Source organism: Brenneria sp. g21c3 (assembly GCF_040240345.1).
Lineage (GTDB): Bacteria > Pseudomonadota > Gammaproteobacteria > Enterobacterales > Enterobacteriaceae > Brenneria.
Map to the genome: position 1 here is coordinate 22,731 of NZ_JBEIAB010000020.1, position 24,201 is coordinate 46,931.

The window sequence follows — 24,201 nt, forward strand, 5'->3', positions numbered from 1 at the left end:
TATGTCTGAAATGACCCCGCGCGAGATAGTCAGCGAACTTGATAGCTATATCATCGGTCAGCACAACGCCAAACGCGCGGTAGCCATCGCGCTGCGTAACCGCTGGCGGAGAATGCAGTTGGAAGAAACGCTGCGTCATGAAGTCACGCCGAAAAATATTCTGATGATTGGTCCGACCGGGGTGGGTAAAACCGAAATCGCCCGTCGTCTGGCCAAGCTGGCGAACGCGCCGTTTATCAAGGTTGAAGCCACCAAATTCACCGAAGTCGGTTATGTCGGTAAGGAAGTCGACTCGATCATCCGCGATTTGACCGATTCGGCGATAAAAATGGTGCGCCAGCAATCCATCGAGAAGAACCGCCATCGGGCGGAAGAACTGGCGGAAGAACGTATTCTCGACGTGCTGATCCCGCCGGCGAAAAATAACTGGGGGCAGCCGGAAGATAATCAGGAACCCTCGCCCACGCGTCAGACGTTTCGCAAGAAACTGCGCGAAGGTCAGCTAGACGATAAAGAAATTGAAATCGATCTGGCCGCCGCGCCGGTCGGCGTTGAGATCATGGCGCCGCCGGGCATGGAAGAGATGACCAATCAGCTGCAATCCATGTTTCAGAATCTGGCCGGTCAGAAGCAGAAGGCGCGTAAGGTAAAAATCAAGGAAGCCTTTAAGCTGCTGGTGGAAGAAGAAGCGGCCAAACTGGTGAACCCGGAAGAGCTGAAACAACAGGCGATTGAGTCGGTCGAGCAGCACGGTATCGTGTTTATCGATGAGATCGATAAAATCTGTAAACGCGGAGAAAGCTCCGGCCCGGATGTATCCCGTGAAGGGGTACAGCGCGACCTGCTGCCGCTGGTGGAAGGCTGCACCGTGTCAACCAAACACGGCATGGTTAAAACCGACCACATCCTGTTCATCGCTTCCGGCGCATTCCAGGTCGCCAGCCCGTCGGATCTGATCCCCGAGCTACAGGGGCGTCTGCCGATCCGTGTTGAATTACAGGCGCTGACGACGGAAGATTTTGAGCGTATTCTGACGGAGCCAAGCGCATCACTGACCGAGCAATACAAAGCATTGATGGCAACCGAGGGCGTCAACATTGAATTCTCGGCCGACGGTATCCGCCGCATTGCGGAAGCGGCGTGGCAGGTCAACGAACGTACCGAGAATATCGGCGCGCGTCGTCTGCATACCGTTCTGGAGCGTTTGATTGAAGATATCTCTTACGATGCCAGCGAAATGAGCGGTCAAAATGTTACCATTGACGCAGATTACGTACGTAGTCACCTGGATGAATTAGTAGCAGATGAAGATCTGAGCCGATTTATCTTATAATCCGTTCACACGGATCGTCCTGTTAACTATCAAGTGGGAGGCCAAGGCCTCCCACTTGTGTTTATGGCAATGTCGTTAAAACTTTTTATTCATAAACAATAGATGTATTCCTATAGGGATCGTCAATAAAATTGAAGCGCACCATGACCTTATCAACCCATAAAAGCAAAACCCAAGCCTGGCTGGACAGCTTGCGTCCAAAAACCTTGCCGCTGGCTTTCGCTTCCATCGTCACCGGCTCGGCGATTGCAGGCTGGCATAGCAGTTTTAAACCGGGCGTCGCACTCTTGGCTTTGCTTACCGCCGGGTTATTGCAAATTCTTTCCAATCTGGCAAATGACTATGGGGATGCGATAAAAGGCAGCGATACCGAAGACCGCATCGGCCCGTTGCGTGGTATCCAGACGGGAGCGATTAATCTGACGCAGCTCAGAAACGCGCTGATCGTCACCGTTGCGCTGACCATTATTTCCGGCGTCTCGCTGGTTATCGTCGCCTGCGAAAAACCAACCGATATCATCGGCTTTCTGATCCTGGGATTACTGGCGATTCTGGCCGCCATTACCTATACCGTCGGCAACAAGCCTTACGGCTATATCGGGCTGGGCGACATCTCGGTGCTGATATTCTTCGGCTGGCTAAGCGTCGCCGGCTCCTACTATCTGCAAACCGGCCACTTCGACACTATCGTCATGCTGCCGGCCACCGCCTGCGGTCTGCTGGCTACCGCCGTGTTGAACATCAACAACTTGCGCGATATCGATAACGACCGCATCAGCGGGAAAAATACGCTGGCGGTTCGCCTCGGCGCGCAAAAGGCCCGCTGCTACCACACCATGCTGCTGCTATTGGCGCCGGTATGCCTCGGCCTGTTCGCCATTCTCTACCTGCATAGCCTGGCCGGCTGGTTGTTCATCCTGGCGCTGCCTTTGTTGCTCAAGCAGGCGATTTACGTATTACGTGAAACCAGCGCCTTTAGCATGCGTCCGATGCTGGAAAAAACCGTCAAGTGCGCGCTGCTGACCAACATTCTGTTCGCCGTGGGCGTGATACTCAGCTAACGACGGTAAAGCCCGACGGTATCCGCAGCCTGATGCGATGCTTTACTGATACGCATCAAGTTAACATTTGATGATTTTGCCAACATCCGCCAGAAAGGGATATACTCACTATCCCAGCGGCAAACTGACGTAAATCCTATGAAATACGATACTTCCGAACTGTGCGATATTTATCACGAAGAGGTGAATGTTGTTGAGCCTCTGTTCTCTAATTTTGGCGGGCGTACTTCATTTGGTGGACAAATCACCACGGTGAAATGTTTTGAGGATAACGGCCTGCTTTATGACCTGCTGGAAGAAAACGGCAGCGGACGCGTACTGTTGGTCGACGGCGGCGGCTCGGTACGCCGGGCGTTAATCAACGCGGAACTGGCAAGGCTGGCGACCCAGAACGAATGGGAAGGCATCGTCATCTACGGCGCGGTGCGTCAGGTGGACGAGTTGGCTGAACTGGATATCGGTATTCAGGCGATGGCGGCGATCCCGGTCGGCGCGGCCAGCGAAGGGATCGGCGAGAGCGATATTCGCGTTAATTTTGGCGGTGTCACCTTTTTCTCAGGCGATCATCTCTACGCGGACAACACGGGAATCATTCTGGCGGAAGACGCGCTGGATATCGAATAACCCGGCTCGGTAACCGTCAATCTCCCGGTGCGAAAAGGGCGAAGCCTCGCCCTTTTCTGAAAGAGTCAGACTTCTTCCATCTTCCCTAACAGGGCGCGCAGACGCTCCTGCCACTGGGTTTGTTCTTCTTTCAATTGCTCGTTTTCACGCACCAGCGCTTCACGATCGCCCGACGCAGCCTGCACATCTTGCGACAAGGCATTGTTTTTCTCTTTCAGCTCTTCAATCTCCATTTGCAATAGCGTAATGGTATCAATCGCTTGCTGAACTTTCGCTTCCAGCTTCTCAAATACTTCAAATGACATTCTTCAAACCCCTTTTAATCGCAAGGCATAAAAACCGGTTAACACTAGCCCAAAGCATCCGCTCATCGACATACTGATACAGCGTCCGTTTGATACGCCCAGAGACGTAAACTGAGCGGGACCGACCATAACAGAATTGTATGTAGCCAATGTATCCCTGTCTAGCAAACATCCCATACAACGTCGAGTGTGACATCTTTTCCCGCCGAGCTCTATCAGCACAACCTGAAAAAGCGAGTTAACCGCCTGTCGGTCTATTTTTTATGTTAATAAATTTAACCCAATGGTTAACATAAGATAGGCGTATTCATCCTCAACGCGCAATCCCCTAAGCGAATACGCTCATTTTTTTGACGAACAACACACATTTTGATTTCGATATTTCTCGTTTTCGAACATTAACGATAAATTCACATCATAAATACATTTAAAGCAGAGAGTGCCGCCGTTCAGGCACCTTTTCCACCCAGCCGTACCCTACAATCAGCAGGATAATAATTATGAGTCAATCAGAAAATTCAACGCTTAAAGGCCAGTGTATCGCCGAGTTTCTGGGTACCGGTCTACTGATTTTTTTCGGCGTCGGTTGCGTCGCCGCATTAAAATTGGCGGGCGCCAGCTTCGGGCAATGGGAAATCAGCATCATCTGGGGCTTGGGCGTGGCGATGGCCATCTACCTGACCGCCGCGATCTCCGGCGCCCATCTCAACCCGGCCGTCACCATCGCCCTGTGGCTGTTCGCCTGTTTTGAACGCCGAAAAGTCATCCCCTACATTCTATCCCAGATAGCGGGCGCCTTCTGCGCCGCCGCGCTGGTCTACGGCCTGTATTACAATCTGTTCGTGGATTTCGAGCAGGCGCATCATATGGTGCGCGGCAGCGTGGAAAGCCTGAATCTCGCCAGTACCTTCTCCACCTATCCGCACCCGCAGATTTCCGTCATCCAGGCATTCCTGGTCGAAACGGTGATTACCGCTATCCTGATGTGTCTGATTCTGGCGCTGACCGACGATGGCAACGGTATCCCGCGCGGGCCGCTGGCGCCGTTGCTGATCGGTATTTTGATCGCCGTGATTGGCGCCTCCATGGGGCCGCTCACCGGCTTTGCGCTGAATCCGGCGCGTGACTTCGGTCCCAAGCTGTTCACCTTCCTGGCGGGCTGGGGGGAAGTCGCCTTCACCGGCGCGCGCGACATACCTTATTTCCTGGTGCCGATTTTCGGCCCCATCGTCGGCGCCTGCCTGGGGGCCTTCGGCTACCGCGCCTTGATTGGCCGCCATCTGCCTTGCGATGTTTGCGAAGCCGACGGCGAAACGACAGTAGGCACCGAGAGCCGTTAAACTTAACGCCACGGCGATCGTTCTTTTACGGTTAACAATGACAGGATTGAATTTATGACCCCGGAAAAAAAATACATAGTCGCTCTCGATCAGGGAACCACCAGCTCCCGTGCCGTCGTGCTGGATCATGACGCCAACATCGTCAGCGTTTCACAGCGCGAGTTCAGCCAAATTTATCCGAAAGCGGGTTGGGTGGAACACGACCCGATGGAAATCTGGGCCTCGCAAAGCTCCACGCTGGTGGAAGTGCTGGCCAAAGCCGATATCAATTCCGATGAGGTGGCGGGTATCGGCATCACCAACCAGCGCGAAACCGCCATCGTGTGGGAGAAAGACACCGGCAAACCGATTTACAACGCCATTGTCTGGCAGTGTCGCCGCACGGCGGAAATCTGCGAGCAATTGAAGAAAGACGGCCTGGAACAGTATATCCGCGACACCACCGGTCTGGTGGTCGATCCCTATTTTTCCGGCACCAAGGTAAAGTGGATCCTCGATCACGTTGAAGGCTCGCGCGAGCGCGCTCAACGCGGCGAACTGCTGTTCGGCACCGTCGATACCTGGCTGATTTGGAAAATGACCCAGGGACGCGTTCACGTTACGGATTACACCAACGCCTCCCGCACCATGCTGTTCAATATCCATACGCTGGAGTGGGATGAGCGTCTGTTGCAGGCGCTGGATATTCCACGCGCCATGTTGCCGGAAGTCCACGCCTCTTCAGAAGTCTACGGACAGACCAATATCGGCGGTAAAGGCGGCACGCGCATTCCGATTGCCGGTATCGCCGGCGACCAACAGGCGGCACTGTACGGTCAGCTTTGCGTACACGCCGGTATGGCGAAAAATACCTACGGCACCGGCTGCTTCCTGCTGATGAATACCGGTACGGAAGCCGTACTGTCGAAACATGGTCTGTTGACCACCATCGCCTGCGGGCCGCGCGGCGAGGTCAATTACGCGCTGGAGGGTTCCGTTTTCGTCGGCGGCGCGTCCATTCAGTGGTTGCGCGACGAATTGAAGCTGATCGGCGAGTCGATGGACTCGGAATACTTCGCCACCAAGGTCAAAGACACCAACGGCGTGTATGTCGTCCCGGCCTTTACCGGGCTTGGCGCGCCCTACTGGGATCCGTACGCCCGCGGCGCGATCTTCGGCCTGACCCGCGGCGTCAACGCCAACCACATCATCCGCGCTACGCTGGAATCCATCGCCTACCAGACGCGTGACGTACTGGATGCCATGCAGGCGGATGCGGACACCCGTCTGAAAGCCCTGCGCGTGGATGGCGGCGCGGTCGCCAACAACTTCCTGATGCAATTCCAGTCCGATATTCTCGGCACCCGCGTCGAGCGTCCGGAAGTGCGTGAAGTCACCGCGCTGGGCGCCGCCTTCCTGGCGGGTCTGGCGACCGGATTCTGGAACGATCTGGATGAAGTGAAAAGCAAAGCGACGATTGAACGTGAATTCCGCCCCAGTATCGAAACGGTTGAACGCAACTTTCGTTACAAAGGCTGGCAAAAAGCCGTCGCCCGCGCCCGCGCATGGGAAGAACACGAGGAGTAACCCCGCTCAAATGCAGGAAGGGCGCATCGCTGCGCCCTTGAATCAAATGCGAGCAGGCGATATCGAATCAGTCGTTCATCGCGCCTTGCTCGCCATAATTTCGATAATCTGCGTATCCGTCTGCCGCATTGAACCGCAGGCCAGCGCGCACAGGTTGGCGATCGACTGATCCACATCATGGGCGACAATGCCCTCGTTACCGGTGACCGCGCTGTCATCCAGCGCCATCAGTACCGCTTTATAAGCGGCGGAGACGCTGGTCGAGACTTTCATCGCGCAACTATTGGATGCGCCGTCGCAGATCATGCCGCTCACATCGCCGATCATGCTGCTGATAGCCATCGCCACGGGTTCATAACGACCGGCGATCAGCCAGGCGATACCGGCCGCCGCCCCCATTGAAGCCGTCGTCGCGGCGCACAATGCCGAAAGCCTGGGGAGCTGGCTATGGATATAAATCGCCGTTAGATGAGAAAGCATCAGCGCACGCGCCAGTTGCTCTTCGCCGCAATCCGTATACTCCGCCACCACCACCACCGGCATGGTCGCCGCGATCCCCTGATTGCCCGAACCGGAATTGCTCATGGCCGGCAATAGCGCGCCGCCCATACGCGCGTCGGAGGCCGCAGCCGTTCTGATCATGATGTCGGAGAGCAAATCATGCGACAACAATCCTTGCTCACGCTGGCGCGCCAGCGTCGCGCCGATATGCAAGCCGTAATGTTTCCTCAGCCCTTCGTTGGAAAGCGCCGCGTTCAATTCAGCCGAATCCAGAATAAAGCCAATACGCTCAAACTCGACCTGCGTGGCGAAATCGTAAACGTCACGCATCGTCACAGTGTCGAAGCCGCCAGCAACGGGTTCATCGCTCTGAGCGCCGCCGCTCAGCCGCTCATCGAACAGCACCGCGCCATTTTTCTCGATGCGGATGACATGGGTGTGGCTGCCGGCGATAGTCACCGTCGCCGACGCGTCCTGACTGTAGACGGTAACCTGCGAGTAAAGAATATCCTCGCAGGGTTGCATCATACTGACGTGAACGCCGCCTTGCGCCAGCAGGGCTTTCCCGGCCTCAATCGCCTGAGACGTCGCATAGCGGAGCACTTCCAGCCCGGCCTGCGCATCGCCGCCGAAGGCGCCGACCGCGGCGGCAATCGGCAACCCCACCATCCCGGTGCCGGGAACCGCGACGCCCATCCCGTTTTTCATCAGGTTCGGCGATACCCTGACCGTCACCCGCTCCACCCTTCCTGACAGATAGGACGCCGCCAGCGCGGCGGCCAACGCCACTGAAATCGGCTCCGTACATCCCACCGCCGGTTTGACCTCTTGCCGTACGACGCGGATAAAGGCGTCCCACAACGGATTGTCCTGGTGCTTATTCATCATTCATACCTTCAGCCCAACGTGATTGTTCGATAGTTGCCGGCTTTCGCTATGAATAATCATATGCCAGGTTGGAGAGAATGTTTTTTCAACTTTCATCGTCGATAAAGGAATTATTAGAAAAATTTCCTCCTTTTACGTTAATTGCATTGGTTTATATCTAACCGCAAGCCAATTTATATAATAAAATCACCCCGCCGCCCGCCCGGACGAAAACGGCGATCAATACCGCCAGCGGTCAGCGGCTTCCATTGGCGACAGGCTTTTCATTTCAGCAGGCCGTACGTTGAGATGAGTAAAGTGACCAGAAGGGTTTTCATTAAAAAAATCAATCAACTAGCCATCATGAAATCCGTTGAACTTCACTATTGATCGTCATTTGGCGCAACGCGTTGAAGCAGGATTCACCACCGCCGCTCACCCCGCGGGGTCAACCGTTTTCGTTAATTTTCCACCTGACATCAACGAGCCACGCCGTCGGGTATGATAAAATCCTCGCCCACACATTCCCTTCCCCGGTTTAATAACAGACAGGTATCCATGAAACGTGAATTAGCCATCGAATTCTCGCGCGTCACCGAAGCGGCGGCGCTGGCAGGTTATAAATGGTTAGGCCGCGGCGACAAAAACGCCGCCGACAATGCGGCGGTGCAGGCCATGCGCATTATGCTTAATCAGGTCGATATCAATGGTCAGATCGTCATCGGCGAAGGCGAAATTGATGAGGCGCCGATGCTGTTTATCGGCGAACAGGTCGGCACCGGTCAGGGCGATATGGTGGATATCGCCGTCGACCCGATCGAAGGCACCCGCATGACCGCCATGGGTCAGGCCAATGCGCTGGCGGTGCTGGCTGTCGCCGAAAAAGGGGCTTTTCTGCACGCGCCCGATATGTATATGGAAAAACTGATCGTCGGCCCGCAAGCCAAAGGCATTATCGACCTACAGCTCCCGCTGGCGGAAAACCTGCGCAATGTCGCCCGCAAGATGAATAAACCGCTCAGCCAGCTAACGGTGATTACCCTGGCTAAACCGCGCCATGACGCCATCATCGCAGAGATGCAGCAGCTCGGCGTGAAGGTGTTCGCCATTCCCGACGGCGACGTCGCCGCCTCGATTCTTACCTGTATGCCGGACAGTGAAGTCGATGTGCTGTACGGCATCGGCGGCGCGCCGGAAGGCGTTATCTCCGCGGCGGTGATCCGGGCGCTCGACGGCGATATGCAGGGGCGTCTGCTGGCCCGTCATCAGGTTAAGGGCGATAGCGAAGAGAACCGCCGGATCGGCGAAGATGAACTGGCGCGCTGCCGGCAGATGGGGATTGAAGCCGGAAACGTGCTGCAACTCAGCGATATGGCGCGCAATGACAACGTGATCTTTTCCGCCACCGGCATTACCAAAGGCGACCTGCTGGAAGGGATCGCCCGCAAAGGCAATATCGCCACCACGGAAACCCTGTTGATTCGCGGTAAGTCACGCACTATCCGCCGTATCCAGTCCACGCACTACCTCGACCGTAAGGATCGGGCGTTGCATGAGTTTCTGCTGTAATCCGCCGGTTGCCGATGGCGTGTCCATCGATTGGTTGTTTCACAATTGTTAATAATTAGCGTATCTTAAGGGCGGCCGATTTAACGGCCGCTCTGGCAATATGCATGAACATCGCCAGGCATAGATCAAACTAATACGGGAGCACACAACGATGGCTGAATGGGTGACAGGCAAGGTGGTTCAGGTGGAAAACTGGACGGAGAGTCTGTTCAGCATTCGAATTCATGCCGCTACCGCCCCTTTTACCGCCGGACAGTACGCCAAACTGGCGCTGGATGTGAACGGTGAACGGATTCAACGGGCCTATTCCTATGTCAACGCGCCCAGCGACCATAATCTCGAATTCTATCTGGTTAACGTGCCAGAGGGGAAATTGAGCCCCCGGCTCCATGCGCTGCGCCCCGATGATGAAGTCATGGTGACCAAAGACGCCGCCGGCTTTTTCGTGCTGGAGGAGGTTCCGGCATGCGAAACCTTGTGGATGCTGGCGACCGGTACGGCGATTGGGCCTTATCTTTCCATCTTGCAGGAAGGCCGGGATCTGGCGCGTTTTAAACATATCGTGCTGGTACACGCCGCCCGCTTTGCGCGCGACCTGAGTTATCTGCCGCTGATGCAGCAGTTGCAACAGCGCTATCCCGACCAGTTGCATATTCAAACGGTGATCAGCCGTGAAGCGCAACCCGGTTCATTGACGGGCCGTATTCCGGCGCTGATCGCCGACGGCGCGCTGGAATCCGCCGTCGGCCTGCCAATGGATGCCGCGACCAGTCATGTCATGCTGTGCGGTAATCCGCAGATGGTGCGCGATACTCAGCAAATACTGAAAGAAGAACGGCAAATGACCAAGCATCTGCGCCGCAGGCCCGGTCATATCACCAGCGAACACTACTGGTAACCGTTATCTGGAGCGGAATTTAACCGATTCCGCTTGCGCCCCGAATCGATTATTCCCGGACGTACCGGCGAAAACGCCGCAGTCGAGAAACACCATCATACAAATTAACGACGGAATAAAACGGCCGATCCCCCACTGCCAAATGCCCGACAACATAGACCAGTTGCCGGCGGCAAGTATCCACGCCACGATCAACAGTAAGGCCCACCAGCCGCTTTTATCACGATCATGCAGCCGTTTTACCAACATCGCCGACGTCGGCCACAGCAACGCCACCAGAGCAAAAGCGGCGGATTGCGTATCCAGCCAGTCCTGACCGGCCAGCGAGAATAACACGATCATCAGCGCCAGCCAGATGCCCATCCAGATCCAGAAATCGCGGCGGCCAACCCGGCCTTTAAACGAAAAAAACCATTGTTGCAACGTCATTACGCACAGCACCCTGAATTATTGTCTGATTGCGGCTGAGTTTACCCTAAGCGCGCGCGCCGCCGGCAATCTTTATGCGAATTTTGACAAGCGCCGGCAAATACCGCTTTAATCAAACGTACCGTCGTTATCGCCACGCTTGGCGCAATGTAAAATTCATCCGATAATGTACCCATGATAAAAAAATACCTTGTGTCCCTGTTGGCTCTGTCTACACTGGCGCTGTATCTTCCCGGCGCATGGTCCGATCCGGTTTTTCCGCCGAAAACATCGTCCGCCGCCCCTTATCTGCTGGCCGGCGCGCCCACATTCGACCAGACGATCGTGCAGTTTCGCACACGCTATAATCTGAGTAACCCAACCTTGCCGATCGGCGAGTTCCGGGTCGTCGACGCCGGTCATAACTCCAGCCTGCTGACCCGCGCCGCCAGCCGCATCAACGATCGGCTGTATGCTTCGACGGCGCTGGAGAAAGGAACCGGCAAAATTAAAACGCTGCAAATTACCTGGCTCCCACAGCCGGAGGATACGGAAACCGAAGCGCGCCGTACGCAGGCCATCAGCTATATGGCGGCGCTGTCGCGGGCTTTCGCGCCTTCGCTGACCGAGGAACAGAGCATCCATAAAATCACCGAATTACTGGCAAAAGGCAAAGGACAACATTTTTACCAGCAAACCGAAGGCGCTTTGCGCTATGTGGTGGCGGATAACGGCGAAAAGGGGCTAACTTTTGCTGTTGAACCGATTAAGCTGACGCTATCTGAACCGTGATCAATACGGTAATTAATGACGAAAAACCGAGCCACGATCACATTTCATCTTTATACTGTTGGCAGCTCAGACTGCCGGCAGGCAGTAAAATTTTGATTCATTCGCTATTCCGTCTGGAGGAAAAAAAATGCGACATCCATTAGTTATGGGTAACTGGAAACTGAACGGCAGCACCGATATGGTCAATAGCCTGATCGCTGGCCTGCGCAAAGAATTGAGCGACGTGGACGGCTGCGGCATCGCCATCGCTCCGCCGGCAATCTATCTGGATATGGCTAACCATCTGCTGGCCGGCAGCCGTATCGCGCTGGGCGCGCAAAACGTGGACGTGAATCTTTCCGGCGCTTTTACCGGTGAAACTTCCGCCGCCATGCTGAAAGACGTCGGTGCAAAATACATCATCATCGGTCACTCAGAACGCCGTACCTATCACAAAGAAAGCGATGAGTTCATCGCTAAAAAATTCGGTGTGCTGAAAGAAGCCGGTCTGATCCCTGTACTGTGCATCGGTGAAACCGAAGCGGAAAACGAAGCGGGTCAAACGGAAGCCGTTTGCGCACGTCAGTTGGACGCGGTGCTGAATACGCTGGGCGCCAAAGCGTTTGAAAACGCGGTCATCGCCTACGAACCTATCTGGGCTATCGGCACCGGCAAGTCCGCGACCCCGGCGCAGGCGCAGGCGGTTCACAAATTCATCCGCGATCATATCGCCAAGCAGGATAAGGCCGTTGCCGAACAAGTCACCATTCAGTACGGCGGTTCCGTAAATGCGGGCAACGCGGCGGAACTGTTCACTCAGCCGGATATCGACGGCGCACTGGTCGGCGGCGCATCGCTGAAAGCCGACGCTTTCGCGGTGATCGTTAAAGCCGCGGCGGAAGCCAAACGCGGTTAAGCCCGCTATCTTCCTGGGTTCTTACCCCACCCCGGCCCTCCCCTTCGCAGGGGAGGGAGAATGCTCCGCCCCCTGCGAAGGGGAGGCCGGGAGGGGGTTATCAATAACGCTTGCCGCTTTATCTCACCGCCGGAATTTGCTGGGTAATACAGTGAATATTACCGCCCCCCAGCAGGATCTCGCGGGCCGATACGCCGCTTATCGTATAGTCAGGGAACATCTGCTGTAGCAGGTCGCGGGCAATATCATCGGTACGTTCGTCCAGCAGCGGGAAAATAATCTGCCGGTTGCTGATCAGGAAGTTCACGTACGACCCCGCCAACCGCGATCCGGCATTACGCTCAATCGCATTCCCCGCATCCACGCCGCGCGCCTCTTCCGGCGTAGCGTATAACGGCCCCGGCGCCGGCAGTTTCCAGATTTTCAACTGACGCCCCTGCGCATCGCGCGCGGCGGACAACGCCTCATAAGCCGCCGCAGACCGGGAGTATTGCGGGTCGTTTTCATCATCGGTCCAGTGCAGCGCCACTTCGCCGGGGCGAACAAAACAGCACATGTTATCGATATGCCCGTCGGTTTCGTCGTTATAAACCCCCTCCGCCAGCCAGATAACCGTCGAGACGCCCAGATAATCACGCATCAGCTGCTCGATCTGCGCTTTGCTCAACTGCGGGTTGCGATTGGGATTCAGCAGACACTCCGCCGTGGTCAGCAACGTTCCTTCGCCATCGGTATGGATTGAACCGCCTTCCAGCACCAACGGCGCGGCATAGCGTGCATCGCCATGATAGGAAAGCACCTGCGCGGCGACCTTTTCATCCTGGCGCCAGTCTTCATACAGACCGCCGAGTTCGCCGCCCCAGGCGTTAAATCGCCAGTCAATGCCGCGGCGCTCGCCCGCCGGATTCAGCACCATCGTCGGGCCGGTATCGCGCATCCAGGCATCGTCGCTCTCCATCGCGACCAGCGTGACGCTGCCGGGCATGATGCGTTTGGCGTCATCCAGATAACGGGCGGGGACGCCCATGATCACCGGCGTTTGCCGCCCGATAGCGTCGGCCACCGCGGCAAAGGTTCGCTGCGCCGGCAGCGCATCATCGCGCCAGTTATCCCGGCGATAGGGCCACAGCATCCACACGGCTTCCTGCGGCGCCCACTCGGCCGGCATCGTAAAGCCATCCTGATACGGCGTGGTCAATTGTGACATCATTTATCTCCGCGTCTTGCCGTCAGAGCTGGCGATCGCGCCGTACATATCCGGACGGCGATCGCGGAACAGCCCCCAGGACGCGCGCTGGGCGGCGATGGCGTCCAGATCGAAGGTATGCACCAGGACGGTTTCGTCGGTTTTGTTGGCCTGCTCCACCAGCGCGCCGGTTTGGTCGGCGATAAAAGAGGAGCCGTAAAAGGTCATTTCCAGACCGTCGATATATTTACTGGCTTCGGTGCCGATGCGGTTGGAGGCAATCACCGGCACCAGATTCGCCGCCGCATGGCCCTGCTGAACCCGGGTCCAGTGCGGCTGGCTGTCGATTTCCGGATACGCCGGCTCGGAGCCGATCGCGGTCGGATAAAAAATCAGCTCCGCCCCCTGCAACGCCAGACAACGCGCGGTTTCCGGGAACCACTGATCCCAGCAGATGCCGACGCCGATTTTCGCATAGCGCGTCTGCCAGACTTTAAAACCGCTATCGCCGGGGATAAAGAACTGCTTCTCCTGATACGCCGGACCGTTGGGGATATGGGTCTTGCGATACAGATCGAGCACCGAGCCGTCGGCGTCGATCACCACCAGCGAGTTGTAGTAAGCATTATTGGCGCGTTCGAAGAAGCTCAGCGGCAGCACCACTTCCAGCTCGGCCGCCAGCGCGGAGAAATGTTTAATCAGCGGGCTGGTTTCCAGCGCCTGCGCCAGAGCGTAGTGTTCCGGGCTCTGATCGATACAGAAATAGGGCGCGGCGAACAGCTCCTGAATCAGGATCACCTGCGCCCCTTTGGCATGCGCTTGTCGCACCAGCTTTTCGGCATTCTCAATATTCCTGGACAGATCCCAGGAGCACGCCATTTGCGTTGCGGCAACGGTAACTTTTGTCATGCGAAAACCTCAATAATAGCTAATTATACCCGCCCGCTTGCGTCAGGCGGATATCGATAGTGAGCACTGTCACGCGTCGGCTCCTGGAGGGAGCGACCATAACGAGTTTAGGTCAACAAGGCATCCGATGCCTGAACTGAAATACCGGAGTCAGGTATTCACCGAAAACGATCGGCGCATTATGCCAGTTAATCGACCGACGGCAATAATAAGAAATCCCGCCTTGCGAGCGGGATTACCAGGTTTACTGCGTATCTCAAAGAACGCAGAGTTCCATCAGCATCAATTGGTTCGGATCGCCTTTTCCCAGCATCTGGGACGATACATCCAGCATTTTTCCTATCCGGTTCATAAAGGCGGTAAAATTTTCTTTATGCTGAAAATTGAACATCCCGTGATTGGGGTCGTAAAACGCGTATTGATCGTGACCATTGGTGTAAATCGCCATGGCGTGGCCGTCGGACTGCACCGTCAACAGTTGTTCCCGCCCTTCGCGCAGCACATCCCGCGCCAGCCCGTCCCCCAGATTTACCCGGCGATTGAGCAATACAAACGGCGTTTCCCCGCTCACCGGCACGACGGTCATCCTCGCCATATTGCCAATATGCTGCATCAAATTATAACGTTGAATGACCGGGCTGACGTTATTAAACCGCCGGTCTTTCAACTGACTGTTAATCTGCGCTCTGATTTGAAAGGTGTCCTGCACGATATGGACTTTTTCTAATCCGCTTTTCGCTCTGGCCTCCGATATCACTTTGTCGTCGTCCACATCGTATCCCAGCAAATTATCGATTACCGTTTTATCATCCAGACTGCTGTGACGCCCCAACAGCCAGAGCATCGATAACCCCAGGCAGGCGCCGCTTTCCACGCCTGCCACCTTGTCCCGCATCGCGGGCAATTGCGTTTTCAGCGTCTGCGTATAGTCAAACTGGTCCATCAGAATGGCTTGCCCCGAGTACTCATGGCAGGCGATTTCCAGATTCGACTCATAAATTCTCGGTTTCTTCCCCAGCGTCTCCATATCCTTGCCAGCCGAATAAAGATGACTCGTTACGGGCAGCGAGATGGAATGCGGCATGGAAGGCAGTTTGTTAAGCAACCCGCGCAACGAGAAATCGCCATGCCCCGCTTTCTGGAGCAATGGCGTAAACGTCGGCTGTCGTTGCATTACGTCAAACCCGGAGGCCTGCGTCGTAGGGCTTTGCGTTCGGGAAGGCGGCGTTGTCGTCGCCGGCGCGACGGTATGGTGGATACGCATGGCCGCTATCTCGCCGCGTCGAAGGAACGCATCGTGCGGAAAACCGCGGAGAATGGCGAGGCATGGGCGGCGGTCGACGTCTTGCGTCCGCCCGCCAGCGAGGAAAACTCTTCCCGGATGCGCAGAGCGAGCGCGACCGCGCTTTCCAGCCATGCGCTCAGCATCCGATCATCAAAAGCGCGGATGTCCTGATGCGCCGTCAGCATCAACTGGCGGCGCTGGGTTTCCAGCCCGATGGCCGCGCCGCACATCAGGCCGGGTTCCAAATTCAGCATCAGACCCAGCGCCAGCAGTTCGCCGTCGCGCGCGAAATCCAACGTATAAACCGGCGTAAAAATAAACAGGGTTTCCCGCGTTTCCGGCAGCCTTAACAACAGTTCCTGCCCGTTAAGCATCGCCGTAACGCCCGTATCGAGATTGGGCATGCCGTCCACCGCCGTCTGTTTCTCCATCCAGCGTAACAATAATGCCCTGGCATAGTTCGCTTCAGACATGCGCTCCCCCCTTAAACACAACCCGTCCCGATACGCCGGACGCGCCGTAAACGCCGTAAACGCCGTAAACGCCTATAGAGGGTAAGTGTCGATAAACGGCGGGCGGTTCCCTATGCGCGGTCGTTCAGTTCAGAAAGAGGCCGCGACCTGCGGATCCGCCCGACTCAATGCTTCGCTCAGGCGCTGGCGCTGCGTCAGCAGCGTCTGGCTGGTACGCATTCGCGGATAAGGGAGCTCCACCGGCAGGATAGCGCTGATCCGCCCCGGGCGGGGAGACATCACCACCACGCGGTCGGCCAGAAAGACCGCTTCTTCCACATCGTGCGTAACCAGCAGAATAGTCAGGTCGGTTTGCCGGCGAATATCGGCCAGCCGCTGCTGCAACTGCTGTTTGGTCAGCGCATCCAACGCGCCGAAGGGTTCGTCCAGCAACAGGATTTTCGGGCGCGAGGCCAGCCCGCGGGCAATGGCGACGCGCTGCGCCATCCCGCCCGAAAGCTGGTGCGGCAAGGCGTCGGCAAACCTTTCCAGCCCCATCATCTGCAAATAGTGGGCGATCTGCCCCGCCGTCTCCGCCGCAGAGAGATCGAGATTGAGCATGCCGAGCCGGATATTGTCCGCCACGGTGAGCCAGGGAAACAATCGCGGTTCCTGAAACACCAGGCTGACGTCGGCGGGAATGCCCTGCACGGGGCGATCGCCCAGCAGGATCGTCCCCTGCTCCGCGTCCTCCAGACCCGCCGCCAAACGCAAAATCGTCGATTTGCCGCAACCGCTTGCGCCAATAATGGCGACCAGTTCGCCGACGCGCAGCGCCAGATTAATCTCTTGCAACACCGTCAGGGACGTACCATTCACCGTAAACCGTTTGCTAATGTGCTGAAATTGCAGGGACATGGGTTCTCCATTCGCGGTTACTTAAAACGCCAGCCGGTCAGATGGCGTTCAGACAAGGTGATCACACGGGAAAAAATCGCGGCGACGACGGCAATCAGCACCACGCCGGCGATAATCCGCTCGGATTCCAGCAGTTGTTGGGCGCGGATCATCATGCCGCCGAGTCCTGCGCCCGAAGGAATAAAATATTCCGCGCCGATGGCGCCGGTCCAGGCGTGCATCAGCGCCAGACGCAAACCGGAAAAGAGGGAAGGCAGCACGCTGGGCAGCACCAGCATTCGCAGCTTTTGCAGCGGCCGCAACCGCAGCATGCGCGCCACCTCCTGTAGCGTAGGCGGCAGTTGCGCGATGCCCTGTCGGGTCGCCAGCAACACCGGAAAGAAAGCGGCGATGGCGATAAACACCACTTTGGCCGCATCATCCAGGCCAAACCAGGCGGTGATAAGCGGTAGCCAGGCAAAAATCGCCACGCTGCGCAGCGCGGACAATAGCGGATTGAACAGCCTGTCGGCCATGCGCCAGCCGCCAAGCCAGGCGCCCGCCAGCACACCCGCCGCGCTGCCCAACGCAAACCCTTGCAGGGAGCGTATCAGACTGGCGGTCAGATCGGTCAGCAGGTCTCCGTTGGCCAGCCCGATAAATAGCGTCTCGACGACGCGATCCGGCGCCGGGAGGAAGGCGGCGTTGATCCAAGCGCGATCGCCGCTTATCTGCCAGCAAACGATCAGCAACAGCGGCAAGAGCCACGGCGTCACCGACAGGCTGGAAAGCGGAGAAGTCATCGCGTCGCGGCCCAGCACCGGCGCGGGCCAGTGTACCCAGCGTCGTTCCAGCCACAGCAGCAAGCGCTCGCCGGCAAAACCGAAAAGGCCGATGATCAGAATACAGACGAACACCAGATCCAGCATAAACAGTTGGCGGCTTTGCACCAGCAGGTAGCCCAACCCTTCGCTGGAGGCCAGCAGTTCCACCGCAATCAGCGACACCCAGCCCTGCGAGAAGGCGAGCCGGATGCCGGTCATCACGTAGGGCAACATCGCCGGGATAATCAGCAGGCGCAGGAATGCCGTCGGCGGCAGGCGCAGACTGCGCGCCATTTCATGCAGCTTCTGCGGCGTCTGCTGAATACCCGCGCAGCTGTACAGCGTGATGGGTACGGTGACGGATTTCACCAAAATCACCAGCTTCAGCGCCTCGCCAATGCCCAACGCCAGCATAAATAACGGGATCCAGGCCAGAGTGGGGATCTGCGCAATAACGGTGAATAACGGCATACACAGCGCATGCAGACGACGGCTCAGACCCAACAGGCAACCAAGCAGCAGCCCGAGCGCGATCCCTCCGCCCAAACCGAGCGCCAGCCGCATCAGGCTGATGGGCAATTGATGAATCAGCTCTTCGGGGATAAATGCCCGCGCGCTTGCCGCCACCGCCGCCGGCGAAGGCAGAATTTGCTCCGACATCCACCCGAGTCGGCTGGCAAGCCACCACCATGCCAGCAGCAACAGCGGCACCACCAACGCAACATACCCCGCGGCGGCGGCGGACAGAAACGGCGCTGTGCTGCGCGAAACGGATTTGGGCATCATGGTTTCAGACTTACCCGGCAACATTATTTCTGCGTCAGCAGAGACAGGCGCGTAATGCCCGCCTGCTCCATATCGGCCAGCAACGCCGCGACCGTGCCGTAACTGGCCTCTTTATCCGCCTGCACCTGCACCGCCAGGCTCTCGTCGGCAGCCCTGGCCTGTTGCAGACGGGGGATCAACTGTTCACGATCAAGGCGCTCTTTATTGATAAATATCTGCTGTTCGCCGTCGATGCTGACAACGAGGGGATCGCTGCGATCGGCCGGCGCCACCGCTGCGGTTTTAGGTAACTGGATCGGAATGGCGTTGGTGAGCATCGGCGCCGTGACGATAAACACCACCAGCAGCACCAGCATGACATCCACCAGCGGCGTGATGTTCATCTCGCTCATCACATCGTCATCGTTACGGGAAGTGAAAGCCATATCACACTACCTCCCGAATGTTTTTCACCGCGAACGCCGCTGGCTGCTCGTCGTTGATTTGAAAATCATGCGCCTGCATCACGCTGTAAATATCGTGGGCGAAATCATCCATTTCCGCCATGGCGAGCTTGAGACGGCGCAGAAAATAGTTGTAAATCAGCACCGCCGGTACGGCGACGGCGATGCCGATCCCGGTGGCGATCAACGCATTGCCGATGGGGCCGGCCACCGTATCAAGGCTGGCGGAGCCCGTCAGACCAATCTCCTGCAAGGCCGCCATAATACCCCAGACGGTGCCGAAAAGACCGATAAACGGCGAGGTGCTGCCGATGCTGGCCAGAATCGCCAGCCCGCTTTCCAGCGAACGACGTTCGCGCTGGATTTGTTGTTGCAGCGCCCGCTCCACCCGATCGGGCAGATGGATGGCGGCAGCCAGATTACCGCGGATACGCTCCGGGGCCTTGAGCGCCGCCTGCGCCAGATTGGCGAGAGAGCCGGGCAGGCTGGCGGTGTTGGATAACGTCTGACTCAAATCTTCCTGCCGCCAGAAAGCGGCGCGGAAGCGTTGGTCGCGGCGCTGCAAACGTCGGTATTGTCCCCACTTCAACAACCCAAGCATCCAGGTCGCCACGGAGAAAAGCAGCAAAAGCAGAATAACCGCTCCCTCCGGGGAGACCAGTTCAATGTGTCCGAGCGTCATAACAAGTACCTCATGAATTAAGCGAAAAATCGATAGGGACGATCACCCAGCCGCTGACGGCCTGATTACCGCGGCGAGCCGGAACGAAAGACCAGCGCAGCACCGTGTCTCTGGCCGCATCGTCCAGCGCCGAATAGCCGCTTGATTTTTGAATACGAATGGTTTGCACCTTGCCGTCTGCACGTACCTGCACATTGAGCAGCACGGTTCCCTCATAGCCCCGGCTGATCGCCACATCCGGATAAGACGGCGTAGGGTTATGCAGGTAGTCGGCATTCGCCAGCGGCGGCGTGAGCGGTGCTGGCGCCGCGGCCGGAGAAGGCGTCGTCGCCGACGGCGCCGAGGCCAATGCCGGTTTGGCTTCCGCCAGCGGTTTTGGCGTCGGCTGGCGCTTTTTCACCGGTACCTTTTTTTTCGCCACGGGCGGCGGCTTTTTCTCCACGACCGGAGAAAGCAAGGCGTTCTCATCCACCGTTTTGGTTTCCGGCGGCGGCGGTTCCGGTTCGCTTGGCGCCGCCGGTTCGACGACCTCGGGTACCGCCTCTTCCGGAACGGCGGAGACCAGTTCCACGCTGACAGGCTGCGGACGCGGCGGCGCCGTCACGGGGAGCGTCGCCGGACGATTGAGCAGAGAAAGCGCGGCGGCATGCAGCGTCAGGGTCAATATCGCCGCCAGCCAATACTGCGGCCGGGACGGACGTATCGCATTTAATCGCTGTAGAGCAAAATCGCCAAGGGAGCGGACAACCTGAGTCGCCTGCGGGGAACGGGGCCGGGACTCCGCGGCGTTTCCCGCATACAGTAATTCCGTCATGATGTTATTACTCCTGACAGCATTAATTCGTTTATCCGATTTTTCTGTCCCATCCAATAAAGTCAAATTATGTATATGCATATCGATATACCTTTATTTATTTGACCGCGATGGGAAAGTCTCTCGTCCGATAATATTTATGGTGCAATCAGCTTACGGGGAATAATTCTATTCAGGCTAATGCATAGTTGGAATAATTTTTTTTCGTTTACTGCATACCAGCAAAATATAACGATGAAAGCTGGCTTAGCTAATTAACAAAAATGATAATGCTTTTTTTGTATTAGTTAGTTTATTTCTCACCGTTTAAATATTATGACGCAACAACATCACGCAGTTCGAAAATAGCGCGATTTTAAAAATAAATATATTCGAAAAACACACAAGCGAACGGGTAAACAACACCATGATGACTTTAGGACGGAAAAAATTGTTCACCGGGCTGCTGGCCGTCAGCATATTGTGGTCAGGCATGGCGGCGGCCATCAGTGAAATTCGTATCGCCGCGCCGGATATCGGCGCGGGTACGCAACCCAGCGGCGGCGGGCTGATTGACGTGATTTATAGCCAGAAGCTGCTGGAGCGCGAGTTCGGCAAAGATGGCATCAGCATTCGCTGGACCTTTATCAAAGGCGCGGGTCCGGTGATCAACGAGGCGTTCGGCAACCATCAGGTGGATGTGGCGTACCTCGGCGATCTGGCCAGCATTATCGGCCGCTCCCGCGGGTTGGACACGCGGGTCATCGCCGTGGCGGCGCGCGGCATCGACCACTATCTGGGGGTCGCCCGCGATTCCGGCATCCATCAGTTGACCGATTTAAAAGGTAAACGAGTGGGGCTTTTTCGCGGTACGGCGGCCGAGCTTTCCTTCGTTAACGCCCTGAATTCCCAGGGACTGAAGGCGTCCGACCTCAAAATCATCAATCTCGACTTCGCGGCGGCCAGCGCGGCGTTGGCCGCCGGACAAATTGACGCCACCTGGGGCGGCAGCAATACCCTCGCGCTGCGCGATAAAGGCTTGGCGGAGATCCCGCTTTCCAGCCGCGATTTACAGGGCGCGGGGCAGCTAAGCGGCTTTTTGCTGGTGGATGAGAAATTCGCCCGGGGTAATGAGGATATTCTCCGTCGCTTGGTCAAAGTTCAGCGTGAAGCGGCGGCCTGGGGCAGCGCGGAAAAAAACAAGGACGCCTTTATTCAATTATTGGCGAGCCAATCCGGTTACCCGGAAAACATATTACGCGTCGAATGGGATACCCTGACGCCATTATCAGAGCGTCTGACGCCGGAATTGGACGCCGACTATGTGGCGAAATTAAAACAGGCGGTAAAACTGGCCTACGAGGCTCGCCTGATTCGGCAGCCTTTCGATGTAGACCAATGGCTGGATGATTCCTATCTGAAAGCCACACGCTGATCTTCTCCTCCCGATATTATTTTTACCTATTATTGCCGTGAATTTCACGGCAACAGGCGGGCCTTTTTTAATTAAATGCGGAACGACACATGAATTTTAAAAAACGTAATTTATGGCTGCATCCAGCCTTAATGAGTTGCGCCTTAACGCTATCGGCGAACGCGCAATCGGCGGAAACGTCAACCGTGGCCGCAAACGTCGCCGAGGATAAAAACGGCACGCAATCAACGCCCGGTTCCGCGGTGCAACTCAAGCGGGTGAAGGTGAATGCCCAGCGTGTTCAGGCACAGCCACAGACCACGCTGGCTTCAATCATCGATGGCAAAACGCTGGAAGAAGAGCGCCTGTATCGTTTTGAGGATTTGTCCCAGGCGGTGACCGGTCTTGATATTGAGACTGTCGATGTGATGGACACCACCGTGACTATCCGCGGGATTGGTGATGGTGGCGAAAGTGGAACCAATATCGGTATGCCGGGCAGCGTCGGGGTGTTTCTGGACGGCGTCTATTTATCCCGCCCAGGGATGGTTTCCAACGATTTGCTGGATATTGAGAATATCCGCGTATTAAAAGGCGCGCAGGGAGCGGCGTTCGGATTTAATACCACCGGCGGCGCCATTGATATTCGTACCCGCAAACCCACCTTCACGCCAGAATATTCGCTGGAGCAATCATTCGGGCAGCGCGGTTATCTGCAATCCAAAGTGATGGCGTCAGGGGCGTTGAGCGACCACTGGGCCGGGCGTATTAACCTTTCCCGTACTGAACGAGGCGGGTATGTCACTAACATTGAGAACGGTCATAAACTCGGGGGAAGCACCAATAATGGCATTCGTGGTCAATTGCTCTATCAACCAAACGATAACTTTAGCCTGAGAATCACCGGGGACTACAGCGATGCCACGCAACGCCCGGTGTCAGTCCTGCTGGATAGTATGGAATCGTTCCGCGCGCGTGCGGAGCAGAACGGCCTCAAGATCGTGAACGGCCGCCAGGTCGCAATAGATGACGAAAATATCGTCCGTGTGGCGCAAGGTGGCGGCTCGGTGGAAGCTAACTGGAAACTGAAGAATGGTTTCAGCGTGAACTCGCTGTCGTCCCTGCGTTATTTCCGGGTTCGACCCCGTACCGCCGATAACTGGAGTATCCCGTTATATCACGACAGCGGCGCCGATGTGCGTGACCGCGTCTGGTCGCAAAGCCTCTGGCTAGACTCCCCTAAAGGAAATAAAATCGATTATTCGCTCGGCGTCGATTACTGGGGCGAAAATCTTGATACCACAGCGAACACCTATTACTACGACGATAGCAGGGTACCCATCTATGTAGGCAACGGCTATCGGGGTATCAACGTGCAGCGATTCGGCACATTGGACGACACCGTGTACTCCCTCTATGGCCGCGGTACCTGGCATGCCACCGATACGCTGGACGTTATCATCGGACTACGCCAGACCTACGAGAAAAAAGAAGGAACATTCGTTCGTAAAAACCGGGCTACTTTTGATTCCGGCCCGCTGTCGCAAAAAAACCGTCTGCCGTCCGGCATGATCAGCGTGAACTGGTTTGCCGCCCCGAATATCACGCCTTATGCCACGTTGGGTTACGGAGAAAAATCCGGGGGATTGAATGTATCGTCCGGCGCGGCGAGACAATTGGGAATAGATTCGCTGTATGTCGACCCGGAGAAAACCCGCTCGGCGGAGCTGGGCGTGAAAACCCACTGGCTGCAACGTAAAGTGGAGTGGAATACCGCGCTGTTCTGGAGCGTGGTCGAAGACTTTCAGAATAACGCCTATGACGAAGAAACGGATACCAGCTACCTGATTAACGCAGGAAAATTCCGTTCACGCGGCGGCGAATCACAGCTGACGTTACGCCCGCTTGACGGACTCAGCATCAGTCTGGCGGGTACGCTGCTGGACGCCCGTTACCTGAATTTCCCCAATGCCAGATGCCCGGCTGAAATCACCGCCACAACGTGCGATATGTCGGGGCAACGGGTGTTTAAATCACCAAAACTGAGCTACAACGCACGCGTACGCTACCAATGGGATACGCCTAATAACCTACAGGCATCGGTATCTGGCCAATGGTCATGGCGCAGTTGGGCTTATGGAACGTTAGATGACTCCGAGTACAGCCGTATTCCATCTTATGGCGTACTTAACCTGTCGACAGGGTTAAGCGGCAAACAAGGCGACAACCGGTGGAACGTGTCGCTGTGGGTGAAGAATGCGCTGGATAAAACCTATTACCGCTCTGTCAGAGGTTCCAGCGCGACAAGCGGCGTATTGGGCGAGCCGCGTATGTTCGGCGTGACCGTCGGTTACGACTTCAAAGGCTGATT

General features: G+C 56.6%; 23 protein-coding genes. 11 read left to right on the forward strand and 12 right to left on the reverse strand.

Annotation, left to right across the window (positions count from 1 at the left end; all coding sequences use genetic code 11):
* Position 1 precedes the first annotated feature (1 nt).
* The 3 genes from hslU (at position 2) to rraA (ending at position 3,018) form a co-directional block, all read left to right on the forward strand.
* A complete protein-coding gene (gene hslU / locus ABRZ28_RS20750) occupies positions 2 to 1,333 on the forward strand; it encodes an ATP-dependent protease ATPase subunit HslU (RefSeq protein ID WP_319606082.1) in 1,332 nt (443 codons plus the stop codon).
* A 143-nt stretch (positions 1,334 to 1,476) separates the two neighbouring features.
* Positions 1,477 to 2,394 (forward strand): 1,4-dihydroxy-2-naphthoate polyprenyltransferase, encoded by a 918-nt coding sequence (locus ABRZ28_RS20755; RefSeq protein ID WP_319606083.1) that lies wholly within the window; start codon positions 1,477 to 1,479, stop codon positions 2,392 to 2,394.
* A gap of 138 nt (positions 2,395 to 2,532) precedes the next feature.
* Positions 2,533 to 3,018, forward strand: coding sequence for a ribonuclease E activity regulator RraA (rraA, locus tag ABRZ28_RS20760; protein WP_319606084.1), 486 nt, complete (start codon positions 2,533 to 2,535; stop codon positions 3,016 to 3,018).
* A gap of 65 nt (positions 3,019 to 3,083) precedes the next feature.
* Here rraA and zapB read toward each other — a convergent pair whose 3' ends face one another.
* Complete coding sequence (gene zapB, locus ABRZ28_RS20765) at positions 3,084 to 3,323, reverse strand: septal ring assembly protein ZapB (RefSeq protein ID WP_319606085.1); 240 nt, start codon at positions 3,321 to 3,323, stop codon at positions 3,084 to 3,086.
* A gap of 500 nt (positions 3,324 to 3,823) precedes the next feature.
* Between zapB and ABRZ28_RS20770 the strand changes: the two genes are divergently transcribed.
* Positions 3,824 to 4,663, forward strand: coding sequence for an MIP/aquaporin family protein (locus ABRZ28_RS20770; RefSeq protein WP_330521403.1), 840 nt, complete (start codon positions 3,824 to 3,826; stop codon positions 4,661 to 4,663).
* Positions 4,664 to 4,717: 54 nt separating this feature from the next.
* Entirely contained in the window at positions 4,718 to 6,229 is a 1,512-nt protein-coding gene (glpK, locus tag ABRZ28_RS20775; protein ID WP_319606087.1) for a glycerol kinase GlpK, read from the forward strand.
* A gap of 75 nt (positions 6,230 to 6,304) precedes the next feature.
* Here the strand turns inward: glpK and ABRZ28_RS20780 are convergent, their stop codons facing one another.
* Positions 6,305 to 7,615, reverse strand: a complete 1,311-nt coding sequence (locus ABRZ28_RS20780) for an L-cysteine desulfidase family protein (protein WP_330521431.1) — start codon at positions 7,613 to 7,615, stop codon at positions 6,305 to 6,307.
* Positions 7,616 to 8,155: 540 nt separating this feature from the next.
* Between ABRZ28_RS20780 and glpX the strand changes: the two genes are divergently transcribed.
* Both glpX and fpr read left to right on the forward strand, forming a co-directional pair.
* Positions 8,156 to 9,166, forward strand: a complete 1,011-nt coding sequence (gene glpX / locus ABRZ28_RS20785; protein WP_330521404.1) for a class II fructose-bisphosphatase — start codon at positions 8,156 to 8,158, stop codon at positions 9,164 to 9,166.
* Positions 9,167 to 9,317: 151 nt separating this feature from the next.
* Positions 9,318 to 10,064, forward strand: a complete 747-nt coding sequence (fpr, locus tag ABRZ28_RS20790) for a ferredoxin--NADP(+) reductase (RefSeq protein ID WP_330521405.1) — start codon at positions 9,318 to 9,320, stop codon at positions 10,062 to 10,064.
* Positions 10,065 to 10,067: 3 nt separating this feature from the next.
* Here the strand turns inward: fpr and ABRZ28_RS20795 are convergent, their stop codons facing one another.
* Positions 10,068 to 10,493, reverse strand: coding sequence for a DUF805 domain-containing protein (locus ABRZ28_RS20795; RefSeq protein WP_330521406.1), 426 nt, complete (start codon positions 10,491 to 10,493; stop codon positions 10,068 to 10,070).
* 174 nt (positions 10,494 to 10,667) lie between these two features.
* Between ABRZ28_RS20795 and ABRZ28_RS20800 the strand changes: the two genes are divergently transcribed.
* Together ABRZ28_RS20800 and tpiA are read left to right on the forward strand one after the other, a co-directional pair.
* Entirely contained in the window at positions 10,668 to 11,264 is a 597-nt protein-coding gene (locus ABRZ28_RS20800; protein WP_319606091.1) for a DUF1454 family protein, read from the forward strand.
* Between the two features lie 127 nt (positions 11,265 to 11,391).
* Positions 11,392 to 12,159: a triose-phosphate isomerase gene (tpiA, locus tag ABRZ28_RS20805; protein WP_319606092.1), complete on the forward strand. Its 768-nt coding sequence runs from the start codon at positions 11,392 to 11,394 to the stop codon at positions 12,157 to 12,159.
* A 118-nt stretch (positions 12,160 to 12,277) separates the two neighbouring features.
* Here the strand turns inward: tpiA and aguA are convergent, their stop codons facing one another.
* The 9 genes from aguA to ABRZ28_RS20850 all read right to left on the reverse strand — a co-directional run bounded on the left by aguA (position 12,278) and on the right by ABRZ28_RS20850 (position 20,437).
* Positions 12,278 to 13,369 carry an agmatine deiminase gene (gene aguA / locus ABRZ28_RS20810; protein ID WP_413556364.1) on the reverse strand — a complete coding sequence of 364 codons (1,092 nt, stop codon included), beginning with the start codon at positions 13,367 to 13,369 and terminating at the stop codon, positions 12,278 to 12,280.
* Positions 13,370 to 14,254: an N-carbamoylputrescine amidase gene (gene aguB / locus ABRZ28_RS20815; protein WP_330521407.1), complete on the reverse strand. Its 885-nt coding sequence runs from the start codon at positions 14,252 to 14,254 to the stop codon at positions 13,370 to 13,372.
* Positions 14,255 to 14,510: 256 nt separating this feature from the next.
* Positions 14,511 to 15,518: a YopT-type cysteine protease domain-containing protein gene (locus tag ABRZ28_RS20820; protein ID WP_330521408.1), complete on the reverse strand. Its 1,008-nt coding sequence runs from the start codon at positions 15,516 to 15,518 to the stop codon at positions 14,511 to 14,513.
* A gap of 5 nt (positions 15,519 to 15,523) precedes the next feature.
* A complete protein-coding gene (locus ABRZ28_RS20825) occupies positions 15,524 to 16,012 on the reverse strand; it encodes a CesT family type III secretion system chaperone (protein WP_319606095.1) in 489 nt (162 codons plus the stop codon).
* 129 nt (positions 16,013 to 16,141) lie between these two features.
* Positions 16,142 to 16,909 carry an ABC transporter ATP-binding protein gene (locus tag ABRZ28_RS20830; RefSeq protein ID WP_319606096.1) on the reverse strand — a complete coding sequence of 256 codons (768 nt, stop codon included), beginning with the start codon at positions 16,907 to 16,909 and terminating at the stop codon, positions 16,142 to 16,144.
* 17 nt (positions 16,910 to 16,926) lie between these two features.
* A complete protein-coding gene (locus tag ABRZ28_RS20835; RefSeq protein ID WP_330521409.1) occupies positions 16,927 to 18,498 on the reverse strand; it encodes an ABC transporter permease in 1,572 nt (523 codons plus the stop codon).
* Between the two features lie 23 nt (positions 18,499 to 18,521).
* Complete coding sequence (locus tag ABRZ28_RS20840) at positions 18,522 to 18,923, reverse strand: ExbD/TolR family protein (protein ID WP_319606098.1); 402 nt, start codon at positions 18,921 to 18,923, stop codon at positions 18,522 to 18,524.
* A gap of 1 nt (position 18,924) precedes the next feature.
* Positions 18,925 to 19,623 (reverse strand): MotA/TolQ/ExbB proton channel family protein, encoded by a 699-nt coding sequence (locus ABRZ28_RS20845; RefSeq protein WP_330521410.1) that lies wholly within the window; start codon positions 19,621 to 19,623, stop codon positions 18,925 to 18,927.
* A 10-nt stretch (positions 19,624 to 19,633) separates the two neighbouring features.
* Positions 19,634 to 20,437, reverse strand: a complete 804-nt coding sequence (locus ABRZ28_RS20850; RefSeq protein ID WP_330521411.1) for an energy transducer TonB — start codon at positions 20,435 to 20,437, stop codon at positions 19,634 to 19,636.
* A 406-nt stretch (positions 20,438 to 20,843) separates the two neighbouring features.
* Between ABRZ28_RS20850 and ABRZ28_RS20855 the strand changes: the two genes are divergently transcribed.
* Positions 20,844 to 21,851, forward strand: a complete 1,008-nt coding sequence (locus ABRZ28_RS20855) for an ABC transporter substrate-binding protein (protein WP_319606101.1) — start codon at positions 20,844 to 20,846, stop codon at positions 21,849 to 21,851.
* A gap of 89 nt (positions 21,852 to 21,940) precedes the next feature.
* The gene (locus ABRZ28_RS20860; protein ID WP_442878735.1) at positions 21,941 to 24,199 is read left to right on the forward strand and encodes a TonB-dependent receptor; all 2,259 of its coding nucleotides are present in this window, start codon (positions 21,941 to 21,943) and stop codon (positions 24,197 to 24,199) included.
* Positions 24,200 to 24,201 lie beyond the last annotated feature (2 nt).